This window comes from Halomicrobium sp. HArcht3-1, from assembly GCF_058933345.1.
This window is the reverse complement of the sequence record NZ_JBZYDM010000009.1, coordinates 138,151-153,295: the sequence shown is the minus strand read 5'-3', so window position 1 is coordinate 153,295 and position 15,145 is coordinate 138,151. Positions and strand designations below refer to the sequence as shown.

The following is a 15,145-nucleotide window of genomic DNA, read 5'->3' as shown; positions in this document are numbered from 1 at the left end:
GAGCGACGCAGGGACGCTTTGAGTGTCCCGAGTGTGGGCTGGACGACAACGCGGACAAGAACGGTGCGCTCAACATCGGCAAACGAGCCTTGGGCAAGTTCTCGAAACCGCTGTCCGAGGCGGGGGCTGTACTGGCACAGCCCGAAACGCAGGTCATCGTCCAACGTGACGACGAACCTGCGAACCTCTCCGTATCCGTGGGTTCAACCCCCAGTGGGGGAACCCCACGGCTTTAGCCGTGGGAGGATGTCAGAGTTCCGTCGCCAGCATCACTTCGTCGATGTACTCCCCTTCGAGTTTGTAGTGATCCTCGCGAACGGCTTCGACCGCCCAGCCGTGGGCTTCGAGAAACGCGATCCCCTCCTCGTTGGTCGCGGGAACGGAGTTGTAGATCCGTTCGTAGCCGTGCTGGGCGGCCCACTCCAGACCGCGTTCGAGGAGGTGACTGCCGATACCACGCTGGCGATACTGCTTGAGGACGCCAAGCGTCAACTCTGCGGTGTGGTTCAGTTTGTCGATCTCCGGGTGCTTGAGGTGGACCCAGCCGACGACCTCGTCGTTGACGCAGGCGACGAAGAAGATGCGCGATTCGAGTTCGTTGTGTCGCAGGAGCACGCCCTCGTTGTCGACCACGTCGGCGACCGTCTCGGCGTCGACGTAGGTCTTGGCGCCGATGGCCTGTCTGATCGCACCGACCAGTCCCGTCAGGTCTTCCTGTCGGGCCTGCCGGATGGTAAAGTCCACGTCCTGTGCCGAGAACTCCTCTTCTTCGGAGTCCTCGTACGCGATGCGGAGTTCGTCGTCGTGTGCTTTGAGCGTGCCGTTGCGTTTGAGTATCGCCACGTGATGTCCGAACGGCCGCGGTTCCATGTGGAGTGCCGTTCGAAGCTCCTCGGCTGTGACCGATCCGTGGCGCTCGACGTACTCGTAGATGTCTTTTCGGTCTTTGTGGTCGAACTGCAGTGGCTCTGTTAGTTCCATGTGGGACGATACCACGTCACTATACTTAATGATTTATCAGGTTATTACCTGTCGAGAACGTCGATCGATCGAGTCGACGCTACGTGATACTTACCAGCGTTCGGGCACGTCGGTCAGCAACTGGGCCACGTCACGGATGTTGTGGGTTTCGACGAGGAGTTCGGCGGCCTTTCGGATGGTGTAGTCGGCATCGATCTCGACCCCGTAACAGGCCGCGTAGGCGACGAGCCAGTCGTTGAGCGCGTCCTGCAGCAGGTCGAATTCGCGCTGTGTAAAGCGGACCATCGACCCCCCGGTACGCGCCTCGCAGTACAGCGTCACGGTTGGTCCAAGTCCCTGCCGGCAGAGTTCCATCGCCCGGTCGTCGTCCGGCGGGACCGGCGCGTCCGCTTCGCTGGCCGTGGCGGCCGCTTCGGCGAGTCGTTCGATTCGCTCGCCGTATCCGGCCGATGGGTCGGTTTCTGTGAGATCGGTCCCGGTCATCGTCACACCGATCTACCCCTGTCTGTACTCGACGCCTTTGCCGCCGTCGGGGTGTTCCCAGTGTGTCTCTGCGACGACGGCACAGGTGCCACACTCGACACAGGGCTGGGTGTCGAGACTCACCAGATGTTCCTCGTGGCCGTTCGTCTGGACGTGTTCGTCGCGGTAACAGCCGCCGCCGAAGTCCATCGCACTGACCGGACAGGCCGTCACGGCCGTGCCAGAGGCGGCGAAGTCGTTGTCTACCAACTCGATGTGGGGGTCGCCCACGTCGTAGGTCAGGTCCCCGATCCGGTCGTCGAGTGCCGGCGGCTGGACGGTGTTCTCGTCGGTGATCGGGTCACCCAGCTCCTCGGCGATGATCGTCGGAATCGTCACGTAGGGTGTGCGCGTGTCGGGCATCATCGCCATCAGGTGCGGCGAGGAGAAGAGTCGCTCCATGGTCCCCTCGCCGAGTGCGTTGATCGCGAACCGACCGACGGCGGAGTCGGCGATGGCGTCGGTCAGCGAGGCGATCGGACCGGTCTCGCCGAGGCGCCCGAGGGTCCGGTAGCTGGCGGGCCTTAGCTTGTCCATCACGCCTTCGTCGTTCAGTTTCTGTTCGTAGAACTCGCCTGCGCTGTGGGGATCGCCTCTGGACTTCGCGGTCGCGAACGCCTCGGCGGCGAGCGCACCGGCAGTCACCGCGTGGTTCATCCCCTTGATGATCGGTCCCTGTGCCTGCATCTGGCCGGCCGCGTCGCCGACGAGGACGAGCCGATCCTTGTGCGGGGACGGATGAGCCGCCTTCTTCGAATCGGGGACCAGCTTCGCCGAGTACTCGCGTTCGTCGTACTCGTCGCCGAGCCACTGTGCCAGCAGGGGATGGGTGAGCAGATTGTCGAGCAGTTCCTGGGGTTCGGCGCGCTCGTCGGCGATCGAATCGAGGTGGAAGACGGTCCCGATCGACAGGGAGTCCTCGTTCGTGTAGAGGAAGCCACCGCCACGGACGCCATCGAACAGGTCCCCGGAGAACAGGTGTGCGACGCCCTCGTCGTCGTCGATATCGAACCGTTCGTTGATCACCTCGGGGGGCATGTCGACGACCGCTTTAACGCCCTGGAACCACTCTTCGGGTTCCTCCCAGTCCATCAGGCCGGCGTCGCGGGCCAGTTCGGAGTTGACGCCGTCGGCGGCGACGATCAGGTCTGCCTCGATGGGATCGAGTTCCGCACACTCGACGCCGACGATCTCGCCGTGCTCGCGCAAGAGACCGGTCACGCGGACCTCTGTCAGGAGGCCCCCGCCAGTCTCGCGGGTCATCTCGTGGACGCGCTCGCCGAGCCACGAGTCCATCTTCCGCCGGAGGACGGCGTCGGCCCAGTCGGTGTCGTGGTGGTGCAGATCGGAGATGTCGAAGCTCGCGACCTGCTGGCCGGCGATGTTGTGGATGTAGTTCTCCGTCGCCGGCCGCTCCGTGGCTTCCTCACGGAAGTCGGGGAACAGGTCGTCGATGGTGTAGGGGGCGGACTCCTCGGCGTAGATCAGTCCGCCCGAAACGTTCTTCGAGCCGGCATCGACGCCGCGTTCGAGGACGAGCGTCTCGATGCCGCTGTTCGCGAGCGTTGCCGCCGCCGCTGCGCCGCCGGGACCACAGCCGACGACGATAGCCTCGTAGTGTTCGTGTTCAGTCATCGCTGACCTCCTGCATCACCGTCGCCAGTTCACCCGTCTCCAGGGCCTCGGTGAGACGGGGCACTACCTCGAACAGATCGCCCTCGATGAAGTAGTCCGAGAACTTTCGGATGTCCGCTTCCGGGTCCGTGTTGATCGCGATGATCGTGTCGGACTCGTCCATCCCGACCTTGTGCTGGATCGCCCCGGAGATACCCGCGGCGACGTAGATGTCGGGTTCGACAACCTGGCCGGACTCGCCGATCTGACGATCCTCGCCGATGTACTGCTCGACGTGGCCGTCGAAGCTGTACGACGACGTGATCACGCCACGGGAGAGACCGAAGGCGGCGTCGTCGAAGGCGCTGACCAGATCGAGACCGAGTTCGATCCCCCGGGTGGGGTCGTCGCCGATGCCACGCCCCATCGCGACGACCACGTCGTGGCCGGTCAGGTCGACGCCTTCGTCTAGCTGGTCGTAGTCGGTCACGTCGGTGTAGAACCACGCATCGTCCAGTTCCATCTCGTGTTCGACGACCTCGCCCTCACGCGCTGGATCGGCCTCGGGAATCTCGAAGCTCCCGGGGATCACGGAACCACCCTGCGGGTGGAAGTCACGGTGGGGCTTGTCGATACAGAGGATCGTCGAGTACTCGAAGCCCGAGAAGTCGGGCCGTTTCATGTGCAGGATGCGCTCGAACTCCTTGCTGTCGCCGGCCGATCCGGTCTTTGCGGGGTTCGAGATCATCGCCGATTCGATGTACAGCCCCGAGCAGTCCGATGCCAGCCCGGAGTCGAGTTCCCCCTGGACCAGTGCCGAGAGGTCTCGGCCGTTGTTCGTCGCCGGGAACAGCGTGTAGCGTGGCTCGTGGTAGTCGAACCACTCGAAGTCGGCGTCCCGACACATCGCACAGAAGATTTCCGTGTAGGGCTTGTGTCGGAAGCGTTCGAGGCGCTCGTCCTCGTGATAGACGACGCGGTCGGCCCCGAGTTCGATCACCTCGTCGGTGAGATCACGGACGGCGTCACCGATCAGGACGGCGACGACGTTCTCCTCGTTGCCGTTCTCGTCGCCGCCGTAGTGGCCCGACGAATCGTCGTCTGCGACGCCGCGCTCGCCGTTCGGGTCGGCGTTGTAGTCGTCCATCAGCTGTCGGGCCTTCCCGAGCATCTCGCGGGATACGTCGATCAGTTCACCGCGCTGGGTCTCGCAGTAGACCCACATATCTCGGTAGGTGCCGCCACTGGTCCCCTCGACCCACTGCTTCTCGTTGGTCGGGTGATCGAGGTCGGGATGTTTCTCCTCGGGCGGGACGTACTCGACTGGCTCGCCTGCCGCCTCGTCGCTGCCTTCGACGGCTTCGATCCGGCTCTCGATCTGGCTCTTGGCCGTCTTGCGGTCCTGCCCGTCTTTCTCCCGTTCGAGCATCTCGCCCAATACGTCGGCATCGTCGATGTCCCGGACGAGGTTCGCCACGTCGGCGACGGTCAGGTCAGAGAGGTCGACCTCGCTGGGATCGACTGCCTCGTCCGCCGCTGTTAGTTTCTCCAGTCGATCCTCAAGGAGGGTCTTCACTGGGACTCGATCCTCGCCCGCCGCCTCCAGGTCCAGCATCGCCTCGATCTCGTCTGGGTCCTCGATGTCCTTGATCTTCGGTCCGAGTGCCGCGATCTCGTGTTCTGTGGGGTCGATTTCGGGCATGATCAGTCACCTGCCGCGTACGCGTCGAGTTCGTCGAACACCTGTTCCATCCCCGCCTCGTCGTCGACGCCGTCGACCATCGTCGCCTCACGTTCTGAGGGGGCTTTCGGGATCGGGTCGACACCGGCGACGATGGTCGGCGAGCCATCGAGACCGATGTAGTCGGGGTCGAGGTTCAGGTCTTCGTGGTTCCACACTGTTACGTCCGCCTCCAGATCGAGGTTCGCGGCGCGTTCCTGCGTCTCGGCCCGCAGGTCCTTCCAGCGGAGTCGGTGACCGGCCTTCCGATAGGTCGGCTCGAACTCGGGATCGGCGACGATGAACGCGGGCAGTTCGGTCTCGACGGTCTCGATCTCCTCGATGTCGCCCTCCACGAGTCGCTTTGCCCGGACTGTCTCTTCGTCCTCGTCGATATCGAGTGCGACGACGTGAGTGATCATCGGCATGTCCAGACACCAGCACGTCTGGGGACCGGTGTGTCCGGTTTCCCCGTCTGCGGTCTTGAAGCCCGCAAAGAGCAGATCTGGCTCCGTGTCGAGTTTCTGGATGCCGGTGGCGACGGTCATCGCCGTCGCCCACGTGTCGGCCGCCCCCATCTCACGGTCCGAGAGGAGATAGAGGTCGTCGGCGTACACGTCGGCCATCCCCTCCTGCAGGACCTCCCTGTAGCCCGGCGGCCCCATGCTCATCAGTGACACCGTCCCACCGTTGCGGACCTTGGTCTGCAAGGCGGCACGGAGCGCGTGTTTGTCGTTTGGATTCATCACCGTCGGTGTCTTCCCCCGTTCGAGGTGCCCGTCCTCGTCGAAGGACACCTGCCCCTCTCGGAAGTCGGGGACGCCCTTGGTCAGAACGACTGTGTGCATAGCTGTCATCTCTCGTGTGAGAACCACACCCACGGGTACGTAATAGTCTTTTGTGGTTAATTTTTAGATGACAGGTGTCTCGGCGGTCCACACAGTCTCTCGTGGAGACGACACACCAGCAGAAGTGAGAGAGCTCATACGGTTTATTGTAGTTGCGTACCACTGAGCGTCGCCAGGGGGTAGACGATCTCCGGTAAACCGCTACAAGAATCCGTATCAGAGACGACCGGCGCGGCCGGGATCGACATCGATCGCGTCGACGGGACAAACGTCGACACACAGCATACAGTCGATACACTGGTCCTCGTGGGCCGGATCGGCCTTGATCTCACTCTCGGGGTGGTCCGGCGTGTCGACCCACTCGAACACGTCGACCGGACAGTCCTCCAGACACGCGCCGTCGGCCAGACAGATGTCGAAGTCCACGGCGACGTGCGTGCCGTGGATGCCAAGCGTCTCCGGTTCCTCGACGGGACCCCACACCTTGTGGCCGTCGTGTTCGTCCACCACGTCGCGGTTCTTCTCGAACTCGGGATCTATGGCCATTGGTATCTAACACCACCATTGGCATCTACTTAAGTTTTTGATTGGGCGGCCGATGGCTCACCGACCGATCCGGTCGCCGCGGGGCGGTTCTCCGAGTTCTCCCGGGCCAACATCCGTCGGCCCATCAGCGTCCAGCCCCGTCCCGTTTGGTCCGCCAGCACCGAGGTGTGTCGAGAGGAATCGAGTGGTCTCCTCGACCGTCCAGTCGAGACGCTCGTGTGGAAACTGGTGTGTGCCGTCTTCGACGACGACGAACTCACTGGTCGCGAGCGCGTCGACGGAATCGGCGTATCTGCTGGCCTGTTCGATGGGGAGGGTCTCGTCGGCGTCGCCGTGAACGACGAGCGTCGGCGGCGTGTCCACGTCGGTCTGTCCCATCGGCGACGCGAAATCGTAGGCCGCCGGGACTGCCTCCCGGGTCCCGCCGAGGTAGTCGACGTGGCTGTCGGGGTCAGCGTCGAAACACCTGAAGTCGTAGATGCCCGCCCAGCCGACGGTCGCTTGCACGGCCGAGGAGACGCCCGGATACACTTCGGGTTCGAAGCCCGGTTCGTCGGCCGTCACCGAGACCAGCGTCGCGAGGTTCGCCCCGGCCGAATGGCCGACGGTCGCGATCCGGCGCGGATCGATCCCGTAGCCGTCGCCCTCGGTTCGACACCACTCGACGGCCGCCTTCGCGTCGATCAGCGCGGCCGGGAACGTCGCCACATCCGAGAGACGATACTCCGGGGTGACGACGGTGTACCCCTCGTCGGCGAGCGTACTGGCCTGCGCTGCCAACTGGGTCTTCTCACCCGAGTGGAACGCGCCGCCGTATAGGAGGACGATCGTCGGCCGTGGCCCGCCGTCGGCGGACTCGTACACGTCGAGCGACAGCGTGCGCTCGGGTGTCTCGTGAAAGTCGATGTCGCGATGGACTGCTCGGTTGGGCGTGTCAGTCGTCACTTGCCGCAAGGTCGGCTCCGCTCGCACAAGAGCGCGTCGGGTCGTCGTCGGTCGACAGCGTGGCGACCGCGTCGCGAGCGACCCCTTCGTCGAACCCCTCCGAGACGACGGCGGCGACGAGGCGCTCGTCGTTCGCTGGCGTTCTCGTCGAGTCGAGGCGTCGGCGTGCCTCGCGGGCGGCGACCTGCGGATCGGCGTGCTCTGCGGCGAGCAAGAGCGCTGGCCCAGTCATGAGACGGTCTTTGCTATCGCTTCACAAAAGGGTCAGTCAGACGCCCGTCGGACGCCGCCCTACTCGCAGTGAGGACATTCACGTCGCTGGACGCCGTCCGGGTCGAGCGTCCACTCTAGGTCGCGACCGCAGCGATCACACGTCCGGTCGTCGCTGCCGTCGGATTCGTCGCTGGGCTGGCACTCACCGCCTGGCATCGGGTCCATATCTGGTCCCCACAGCGGGCGAGGGAAAAGCGTGGTGGCGCGAACCGTTACGGGTGGGCGTAGTACGCGCGTACGTCCTCGTCGCCCTCGCCGTCGACGGCGTCGATCCGGGCGAAGCCGACGCGCTCGAACTGGACCACGTCGTCGCGGTCGTAGTCGGCGACGCCGGGTTCGGCGATCCCGGTCACGTCACCCTTCATCGTTCGCATTCGGATACTCGGGCCGTCCGCGGGTGCCCAGTGGATCACGTCCACGTCGCCCTCTTTGACCACGTCGAGGTCGTCGCCGGTGTACTCCAGGGCGTCGCGCGTGTGGCGCACGCAGCCAAAGCCCTTCAGCCAGACCCGGTCGCCGTGGGGCGGGAGGTCGTCGCCCTCGACGACGACGGCGTTGCTGATCGGAATTTCGCGCCGGCCCCGGTCCTCGTGGTCGGGGTGGACGAGCGGTTCGCCGACCTCGGGACCACCGAACACCTGCGACTCGACGATGCCCCCAGTCGCCTCGCTGTCGCGGACGAAGAAGGCGCGGTCCGATTCGTCGTCGATCAGTTCGCGGTTGTTGGCGTAGATCGACGACATCGCGAGGTCGACGTTCGACGTGGAGGTCCCCAGTCCGGTCATCGCGTCGACGATGGCCGCGCCGCGGATGCCGCGACGGCGGAGGCTGGCGATGGTCGGCGCACGCGGGTCGTCCCACCCGGTCAGTTCGCCGGTCTCGATCTGCTCGATGATCGTCGAGGTCGACATCGGCACGTCGTAGGCGTCGATCTGGACGTGGCCCCAGTGCAGCACTTCCGGGTACTCCCAGTCGAAGTAGTCGTACAGGAACTGCTGGCGCTTGGCCGAGTCCTGCAGGTCGATCCCGCGGATGATGTGGGTCACGTCCTTGAGGTGGTCGTCGAGTCCACTCTGGAAGTCGAGCATCGGCCAGCAGCGATACTCACTTGCTTCCTCACGGGGGTGGGGCGTGTCGATCATGCGGAAGGCGACCCAGTCGCGCAGCGCGGGGTTCTTGTGCTCGATGTCGGTCTTGATCCGCAGCACCATCTCGCCGCTCTCGTACTCGCCGTCGACCATCGCACCGAACTCGGCGTGGACCTGCTCGACGTCCTTCTCGCGATGTGGGCAGGCCTCGCCGCTGTTTTTCATGTCGGAGAACTCACCTTGCGGGCACGAACAGGTGTACGCCCCGCCCTTCTCGATGAGTTCGCTGGCGTACTCGTAGTAGGTCTCGACGCGGTCGCTTGCCTTGATGACCTCGTCGGGTTCGAAGCCCAGATAGTCGATGGCGTCCAGAATCTCGTCGTAGGCGTCCAGATCAGGGCGCTTGGTTTCGGGGTCAGTGTCGTCGAAGCGACACAGCATCCAGCCGTCGTACATCTCCTTGTACGTGCCGATGACGGCGGGCATCCGGGCGCTGCCGAGGTGCCACGGACCGTTTGGATTCGGGGCGAGACGCATCCGAATCTGGTCGTAGTCGGAGACGTTCGGAAGGTCGGGCAGTGGCTGCTCGTCTTCTTCGTCCTCGCTTTCGAGGTCTTCGAGGACTTCGGGCGCGAGTTCGGCGAGTCGTTCCCGCCGCTCGTCGGTGTCCATCCCGTTGACCCGGTCGATCACCGGTGCGATGACGCCGGGTATCTCGTCGCCGTACTCCCGGAAGTCGGGGTTCTCGCCCATCAACGGCCCCATGATCGCCCCGACCTGTGCCTCGCTGTCGTGCTTGACCGCGTTCGTCAGCGCCGCCTGTTCTGCGGCGTCCTCGACGCGGGCGCGTAGATCGTCGTCCATGCACGCACGTCGGCGGGGCGGGGTCAAAATTACGTCGGAACCGACCGCCACCCCACCACCGTTATTTCCAACGGCATCGATACGTCGGATATGAGCGATCCCGCCCGGTTTCTCGCAAATTCGCCAGACCGCCTCCGTTTGCTGGAATGCCTGCGCGAGTCTCCCGGCGATCCTCGCGACCTCGCTGACGACCTCGACCAGTCGCGGCGCTCGATCCAGCGGAACCTCCGTGCGTTCACAGAGCGTGGATGGGCACGGAAACGTGACGGCACGTACCACCTGACGACGAAGGGAGACGTGGTCGCACGCACCCATCGCGAGTACGTCGACGCACTCGCGACGGTTGATGAACACGGGCCACTCTACGAGCAGCTCCCGGCCGACGCCGCACCGCCGCCGGACCTGCTTGCCGACGCGACTGTCGTCACCGCAGATCCCGACCATCCACAGGCCCCGGTCAGTCACTACGTCTCGGTCGTCGAATCGGCCGACACCGATCGCTTTCGCATGCTCGCACCGGTCCTGAGCCGACTCTTTCACGACGCCCACGCCCAGCGCATCCTCGATGGCGTCGCGACCGACCTCGTCCTCGACGCCGAGACGACCCGCGCCGCACGGGATCGGAACCCGACGGAGTTCGCGACAGTGGTGTCGGTGCCCCGGTTCGAACTGTCGCGCCACCCCGATCCGATCTCCTTCGGTCTCACGCTCACCGACGATCGGACACTCGTGCTCGCCTACGACGACGGACAGCTCGTCGCGTGTGCCGATTCGAGTGGCGAGCGGTTGCACGCGTGGGCGAGCAATTGCTTCGACCGCTATCGGGCCGCCGCCACGGTCGTCTCACCACGCGATCTCATACGCTCGTGAAAAAATCGACGCGGACAGCGTCAGTACTCGCGCTCGACGAGATAGTCGGCGATCTCTTCGAGCAAGCGCCGCGGTTCGTTGTCCGGCAGCACTTCGAGTCGCTCTTTGCCGCTCCGGATCAGATCGTGAGCGGTCTCGCGGGCGAACTCGATGCTCCCGGCTTCCTCAAGCGTCGCGACGGCGTCGTCGATCTCGCTCTCGGTGACGGCCTCGACGGAGTCGGTCTCGACGAGGCCCTCGACGTCGACGCCCTGCTGGCGGGCGTGCAGCGTGATGATCGTCTGCTTTTCCTCGACGAGGTCGGACCCGCGCTGTTTCCCGAGCTTCTCGGAGGGCGTCGTCAGGTCGAGCAGGTCGTCCTGAATCTGGAACGCCCGCCCCACGTCTAGCCCGTAGCCGTACAGCGGTTCGACGGCGTCTTCCGCACCCATCAGCTGGGCCGGGATCGACGCCGAGGCGGCGTACAGCACTGCGGTCTTCAGTTCGACCATGTTGAGGTACTCGTCAGTGGTCACTTCCTCGCGGCTCTCGAAGTCGATGTCGAACGACTGGCCCTCACAGATCTCGGTGCAGGTCTGGGCGAGGCGTTTCGTCGCTGCGACCGACCGCTCGGGCTTCGCACCGGTATCGAGCATGTACTCGAAGGCCTTCGAGAACAGGGTGTCTCCGGCGAGGATCGCCGTCGAGAGGTCGTACTCTCGATGGACCGCGGGCACGCCACGACGCAGGTCGTCGTCGTCCATGATGTCGTCGTGGATCAGGGTGAAGGACTGGATCGTTTCGATGCCGACGGCAGCCCGCATCACGTCGATCTCGTCGCCCTCGACCGTCGGGAACGACCGATAGTCGGTCGACAGCGGATCGACGTCTGCGATAGCCTCGGCAGTCAGGAGTAACATCGTCGGACGGAGTCGCTTTCCACCGGCGTCCATCAGGTATCGCGACGCCTCGTAGAGCTGTTCGGGTTCGTCGACCGGCAGCTCTCGCTGGATCGCGTCGTTGACCTGCTCGCGGCGGGCGAGGATCGCCGCCTCGACGTCCTGTTGGCGGGACATCCTACTCGACCAGCTGAATCCGGTTCCCGTTGCTCGTCACGTGCAGGTCACGCCCGAGTTTGTACCCCTGACTCTCACACAGGCTCACGTAGGGGGCAAACCCTTTCATGTTCTGGTGGGCTGGGATGACGTTCTGGGGCTGGAGGGCGTCCAGCATCGCGTAGTGGCCTTCCTCGCGGAGGTGGCCCGAAACGTGGATGTCGTCGTACAGGCGTGCACCCTGCATCTTCAGGAGCTGTTCGGACTGGTAGCGCTGGCCCTCGTTGGACGGCTCCGGGATGACCCGGGCGCTAAAGATGACCTTGTCGCCGTCTTCCAGCTCGTAGGGCGTCTCGCCCCGTCCCATCCGGGTGAGCATCGCCCGTGGCTCGCCCTGGTGGCCGGTGACGATCGGCAGGAAGTTCTCCTTGCCGTCGTTCATGATCCGCTTGAATGTGCGATCGACGGACTTGCGATGGCCGTACATCCCCAGATCCTCCGGGAAGTCGACGAAGTCCAGTCGCTCTGCGGTGCCGGAGTACTTCTCCATCGAGCGCCCGAGCAGCACGGGCTTGCGCCCGATGTCCTCGGCGAACTCGACGAGGGACTTCACGCGGGCGATGTGGGAGGAGAACGTCGTCGCGACGATCCCGCCGTCGTAGTCCTCGACGCTGGTCATCACGTCCTTGAGATGGCGGCGTGCGACCGATTCGGAAGGCGTGCGGCCCTTGCGGCCCGCGTTCGTACAGTCTTCGATGTACGCGAGGACGCCCTCGCCCTCGCGACCGATCTCGCGGAACCGCTTCATGTCGATCGGATCGCCCAGCACCGGCGTGTGGTCCATGCGCTTGTCCAGCCCGTAGACGACCGATCCTTCGGGCGTGTGCAGCACGGGGTTGATGGCGTCGATGATCGAGTGGGTGACGTTGACGAATTCGAGTTCGTTCTTGTCGCCGATGGACATCGTGGCCCCGGCCTCCATCTTGACGAGGTCGTTCTGGACGCCGAACTTCTCTTCGCCCTTGATCTGCTGTTTGACCAGTTCGATCGTGAAGGGCGTCGCGACGATGGGCGCGTCGTAGCGGTGTGCGAGCTTGCTGATCGCACCGATGTGGTCGAGGTGACCGTGCGTGGGCACGATGGCCTTCACGTCACCTTCGAGTTCGGACATGACGCGGTCGTCCGGGATCGCACCCATGTCGATGAGATCGAGCGAGTGCATCCGCTCGGTCTCGACGTTGTCGTGAATCAGTACCTTCGAGAGGTTCAGGCCCATGTCGAAGACGACGACGTCGTCGCCCGCGCGAACGGCCGTCATCTGTCGGCCAACCTCTTCGTATCCGCCGATTGTTGCGATTTCTACTTCCATAGTTGTCTCTCCGAGTAGAAGCCGCCCAGACGCGGGGGGGGTACCGGCTACGACAGTCCGCAGGTCGCGTGCGCGACAGGTCCTGTGGTCCGCAGGCCAACCGGGTGCACCGTAGCCCCGGACCACGTCAGTGGACGGGAACGGCGTGTCCCCGTTTCGTCGTCCGCCGGCCGCCTCCCGCTCGCCGGGCGGCCGTACGCTCGGTTATGCGGGGCTACGACGGCCGCTGTTAAAAACTGATGGGTTCCACCGGCGACTCACTCGTCGTCGAGCGCATCCGAGAGTGGATCACTGTCGCTCCCGGTCTCGAAAGTAAACGTGCCACCGGAGTCGGACGTGTCTTCGTCGTCGACGTCGTCTGCCGGATCGGCGTCGGTCGCCGATTCGTCGTCGGTCGTCTCGGGGTCTGACGGCTGCTCACCGGCAAGCCGCTCCGGGCTTCCCCAGTCGTCCGCCGACGACGCCGACTCGTCGGTGACGTGCTCCTCGGTCGGGTCCGGCGTCGGCGACTCGGCCGACGACTGGAGGTCGTCCCACGTCGTCGCACTGCTCGACGACTCGTCGAACTGGGCTTCGTCGACGACGCGCGTGTCGTCGTCGAAGTCGGTCTCGTGGCCGTCGTCGAAGGAGGTGGAGTCCTCCTCTCGTGGCGGGTCCGGGGACTCCTTTGCGGTCTCCTGCTGTGCCTGTTCTTGGGCTTTCGCCGCCTGCTGTTGCTCGAACTCGTCCGGGTCCGGCGGCGTCCACGTCGGTGGATCGTCCGGATCCGACTGCTCGTCGGCCGGGTCACCGTCGGCCGGGTCACCGTCGGCCGTCCCCTCGCTCCCGTCGCCGACGGCCACGCTGGGTCTCTCGTCATCGCCGGTCGGGTTCACGGTGTCCTCGTCGGCGCCCGACCGTTCGGTCGATGGCTGTTGGGACTGTGGAGCAGTCGCTTCCTCGAACGGCGGTGTGGACGGATTCTGGGCTGGCTGTGCTCCCGACGGTTCGGTCTCGGGCTGGACCGACCGAGCAGGCTCGGTCTGGTGCTGGGAATCCTGTCGCACGTCGCTTCGTTCACCCGACTCGTCCAGCGGCTGTGCGGTGTTGGGCTGGGTCTGAGCGGGTGGCTGACCCTGACCCGGAGCGGGTCCGTCGTCTCCGGGGTTGCTCGCCGCTCGTCCGGCCGCTGGCTGCCGTGTCGGGTCGGTCGTCTCGGGCGGTTGCTCTGGCTGTGTACTCTCCTGCTCGGTGCTGTCCGATCGTGTTGCCGGGCCGGCCGCATCGTCTTGCTCCGGGCCCGCGGACTGGTCGTCGGTAGGCTGTTCGGTTGCTTCCCCGTCGGCCACACTGACCCCGTCCGCAGCGGCGAGAGCGGACCGTGTCCCGACGGTCGTCCCGTCGGCCACGAGTTTGAACAGGAGGCCGCTCAGCCCGGCGACGGTAACGAGCACGCCGGCGACGGCGATGACGATACCGCCGTACGCCGTCGTATCGAGCGTCGACCTGATAGCTGGGTCCGTGGCTGTCCCGACCAGAAAGTCGCCGACGAGATTGCCGATCAACACCAGCACGACGCCGAGTAGCACCACGACGATGAGATGCGCGAGAAACCGGGTGCCGTACTTGAACACGTCACTGAGTCCGACTGCTGCCATATCAGGGACAAAAGCCAACGCGACCAAATAGGTTTCGGCGAGATGATGGGAACCGATCGGTCGGCTTACTGGGACTCGCCGTCGACTGTCGTCCCCGGCGAGTCCCCCGCGAGGAAGTCGGCCAGTGCATCAGGACCGAAGATCTGCGCCGGAACTGCGAGACCGAGTAACGCACTGACCTTGCCGGCCATGCCACCGCTCACGTCGGTCGCGTCGCTCTCCCCGACCGCCGCTGCAACGTCGGCGAAGGCGTCGATTCGCTCGACCACAGCACCCGACTCGTCGAACACGCCCGGCACGGTCGAACACAGACCGACGCGGTCAGCGTCGACGGCGGGTGCGAGTTCGACGACGAGTTCGTCACCGGAGACGACGGTCACACCTTCGCCCGCGTGGGCGATCACATCACCGTGGACGACCGGCGTGAACCCCTCGGCGAGCAGTCCCGCGACGGCGTCCGTCGCCAGTGACAGATCGTCGTGCGTGTCGCGCGCGGCGGCCGAGAGTGGCTGGACGGGCATCGCCGGAACACCGGCGTCCTGTAACGCTGCCACGACGGTCTGATTGAGATCGACCATCGCCTCGTGGATCGCGAGCGCGCCCGTGGCGTCGTGTGTGCCCTCGGTCGTCGAGACGCCGTGTTCGGCGGCGTGATGGTGCCCGAAGCTCCCGCCGCCGTGGACGATCACGAGCGACGCGTCGGTCTCGGCGACGGCCGCGACAGCGCGGGACAGCGCAGTCTCGTCGACGGTCTCTGGCTGATCTTTCGCCGTGATGACGCTCCCGCCGAGTTTGAGCACGAGCGTATCGGCGGCTGTGAGTTCGTCCACCGCC

The 15,145-nt window shown here is 65.0% G+C and carries 16 protein-coding genes; 2 read left to right on the top strand and 14 right to left on the bottom strand.

Annotation, left to right across the window (positions count from 1 at the left end; translation table 11 throughout):
• The coding region (locus AC5FRW_RS15560; protein WP_493569380.1) for a transposase family protein at window positions 1-236 on the top strand (236 nt) is incomplete at its 5' end.
• Between the two features lie 13 nt (window positions 237-249).
• Here the strand turns inward: AC5FRW_RS15560 and AC5FRW_RS15555 are convergent.
• From AC5FRW_RS15555 to AC5FRW_RS15510, 10 genes are all read right to left on the bottom strand, one after another.
• The gene (locus AC5FRW_RS15555) at window positions 250-981 is read right to left on the bottom strand and encodes a GNAT family N-acetyltransferase (protein WP_493569379.1); all 732 of its coding nucleotides are present in this window, start codon (window positions 979-981) and stop codon (window positions 250-252) included.
• Window positions 982-1,071: 90 nt separating this feature from the next.
• Window positions 1,072-1,464 (bottom strand): DUF8055 family protein, encoded by a 393-nt coding sequence (locus AC5FRW_RS15550; RefSeq protein WP_493569378.1) that lies wholly within the window; start codon window positions 1,462-1,464, stop codon window positions 1,072-1,074.
• Between the two features lie 12 nt (window positions 1,465-1,476).
• Window positions 1,477-3,138, bottom strand: a complete 1,662-nt coding sequence (locus AC5FRW_RS15545; protein WP_493569377.1) for an FAD-dependent monooxygenase — start codon at window positions 3,136-3,138, stop codon at window positions 1,477-1,479.
• On the bottom strand, window positions 3,131-4,819 hold the full coding sequence (locus AC5FRW_RS15540; protein WP_493569376.1) for an electron transfer flavoprotein subunit alpha/FixB family protein: 1,689 nt from the start codon (window positions 4,817-4,819) through the stop codon (window positions 3,131-3,133). Before AC5FRW_RS15540 ends, AC5FRW_RS15545 begins: the two co-directional genes overlap by 8 nt.
• Before the next feature lie 2 nt (window positions 4,820-4,821).
• A complete protein-coding gene (locus AC5FRW_RS15535) occupies window positions 4,822-5,685 on the bottom strand; it encodes an electron transfer flavoprotein subunit beta/FixA family protein (RefSeq protein WP_493569375.1) in 864 nt (287 codons plus the stop codon).
• A gap of 216 nt (window positions 5,686-5,901) precedes the next feature.
• Window positions 5,902-6,231: a 4Fe-4S dicluster domain-containing protein gene (locus tag AC5FRW_RS15530; RefSeq protein ID WP_493569374.1), complete on the bottom strand. Its 330-nt coding sequence runs from the start codon at window positions 6,229-6,231 to the stop codon at window positions 5,902-5,904.
• A gap of 57 nt (window positions 6,232-6,288) precedes the next feature.
• A complete protein-coding gene (locus AC5FRW_RS15525) occupies window positions 6,289-7,176 on the bottom strand; it encodes an alpha/beta fold hydrolase (protein WP_493569373.1) in 888 nt (295 codons plus the stop codon).
• Entirely contained in the window at window positions 7,166-7,408 is a 243-nt protein-coding gene (locus tag AC5FRW_RS15520) for a hypothetical protein (protein WP_493569372.1), read from the bottom strand. Before AC5FRW_RS15520 ends, AC5FRW_RS15525 begins: the two co-directional genes overlap by 11 nt.
• Window positions 7,409-7,467: 59 nt before the next feature.
• Entirely contained in the window at window positions 7,468-7,614 is a 147-nt protein-coding gene (locus tag AC5FRW_RS15515; RefSeq protein ID WP_493569371.1) for a hypothetical protein, read from the bottom strand.
• Window positions 7,615-7,661: 47 nt separating this feature from the next.
• Entirely contained in the window at window positions 7,662-9,401 is a 1,740-nt protein-coding gene (locus tag AC5FRW_RS15510) for a glutamate--tRNA ligase (protein WP_493569370.1), read from the bottom strand.
• Window positions 9,402-9,491: 90 nt separating this feature from the next.
• On the opposite strand from AC5FRW_RS15510, the gene AC5FRW_RS15505 reads away from it, so the two are divergent.
• The gene (locus tag AC5FRW_RS15505; protein WP_493569369.1) at window positions 9,492-10,271 is read left to right on the top strand and encodes a helix-turn-helix transcriptional regulator; all 780 of its coding nucleotides are present in this window, start codon (window positions 9,492-9,494) and stop codon (window positions 10,269-10,271) included.
• A 20-nt stretch (window positions 10,272-10,291) separates the two neighbouring features.
• On the opposite strand, the gene idsA3 is transcribed toward AC5FRW_RS15505, so the two are convergent.
• The 4 genes from idsA3 to AC5FRW_RS15485 all read right to left on the bottom strand — a co-directional run bounded on the left by idsA3 (window position 10,292) and on the right by AC5FRW_RS15485 (window position 15,141).
• On the bottom strand, window positions 10,292-11,326 hold the full coding sequence (gene idsA3 / locus AC5FRW_RS15500; RefSeq protein WP_493569368.1) for a geranylfarnesyl diphosphate synthase: 1,035 nt from the start codon (window positions 11,324-11,326) through the stop codon (window positions 10,292-10,294).
• 1 nt (window position 11,327) lies between these two features.
• Complete coding sequence (locus tag AC5FRW_RS15495) at window positions 11,328-12,674, bottom strand: RNase J family beta-CASP ribonuclease (protein ID WP_493569367.1); 1,347 nt, start codon at window positions 12,672-12,674, stop codon at window positions 11,328-11,330.
• 257 nt (window positions 12,675-12,931) lie between these two features.
• Entirely contained in the window at window positions 12,932-14,311 is a 1,380-nt protein-coding gene (locus tag AC5FRW_RS15490; RefSeq protein ID WP_493569366.1) for a hypothetical protein, read from the bottom strand.
• 65 nt (window positions 14,312-14,376) lie between these two features.
• Entirely contained in the window at window positions 14,377-15,141 is a 765-nt protein-coding gene (locus AC5FRW_RS15485) for an isopentenyl phosphate kinase (RefSeq protein WP_493569365.1), read from the bottom strand.
• Window positions 15,142-15,145 lie beyond the last annotated feature (4 nt).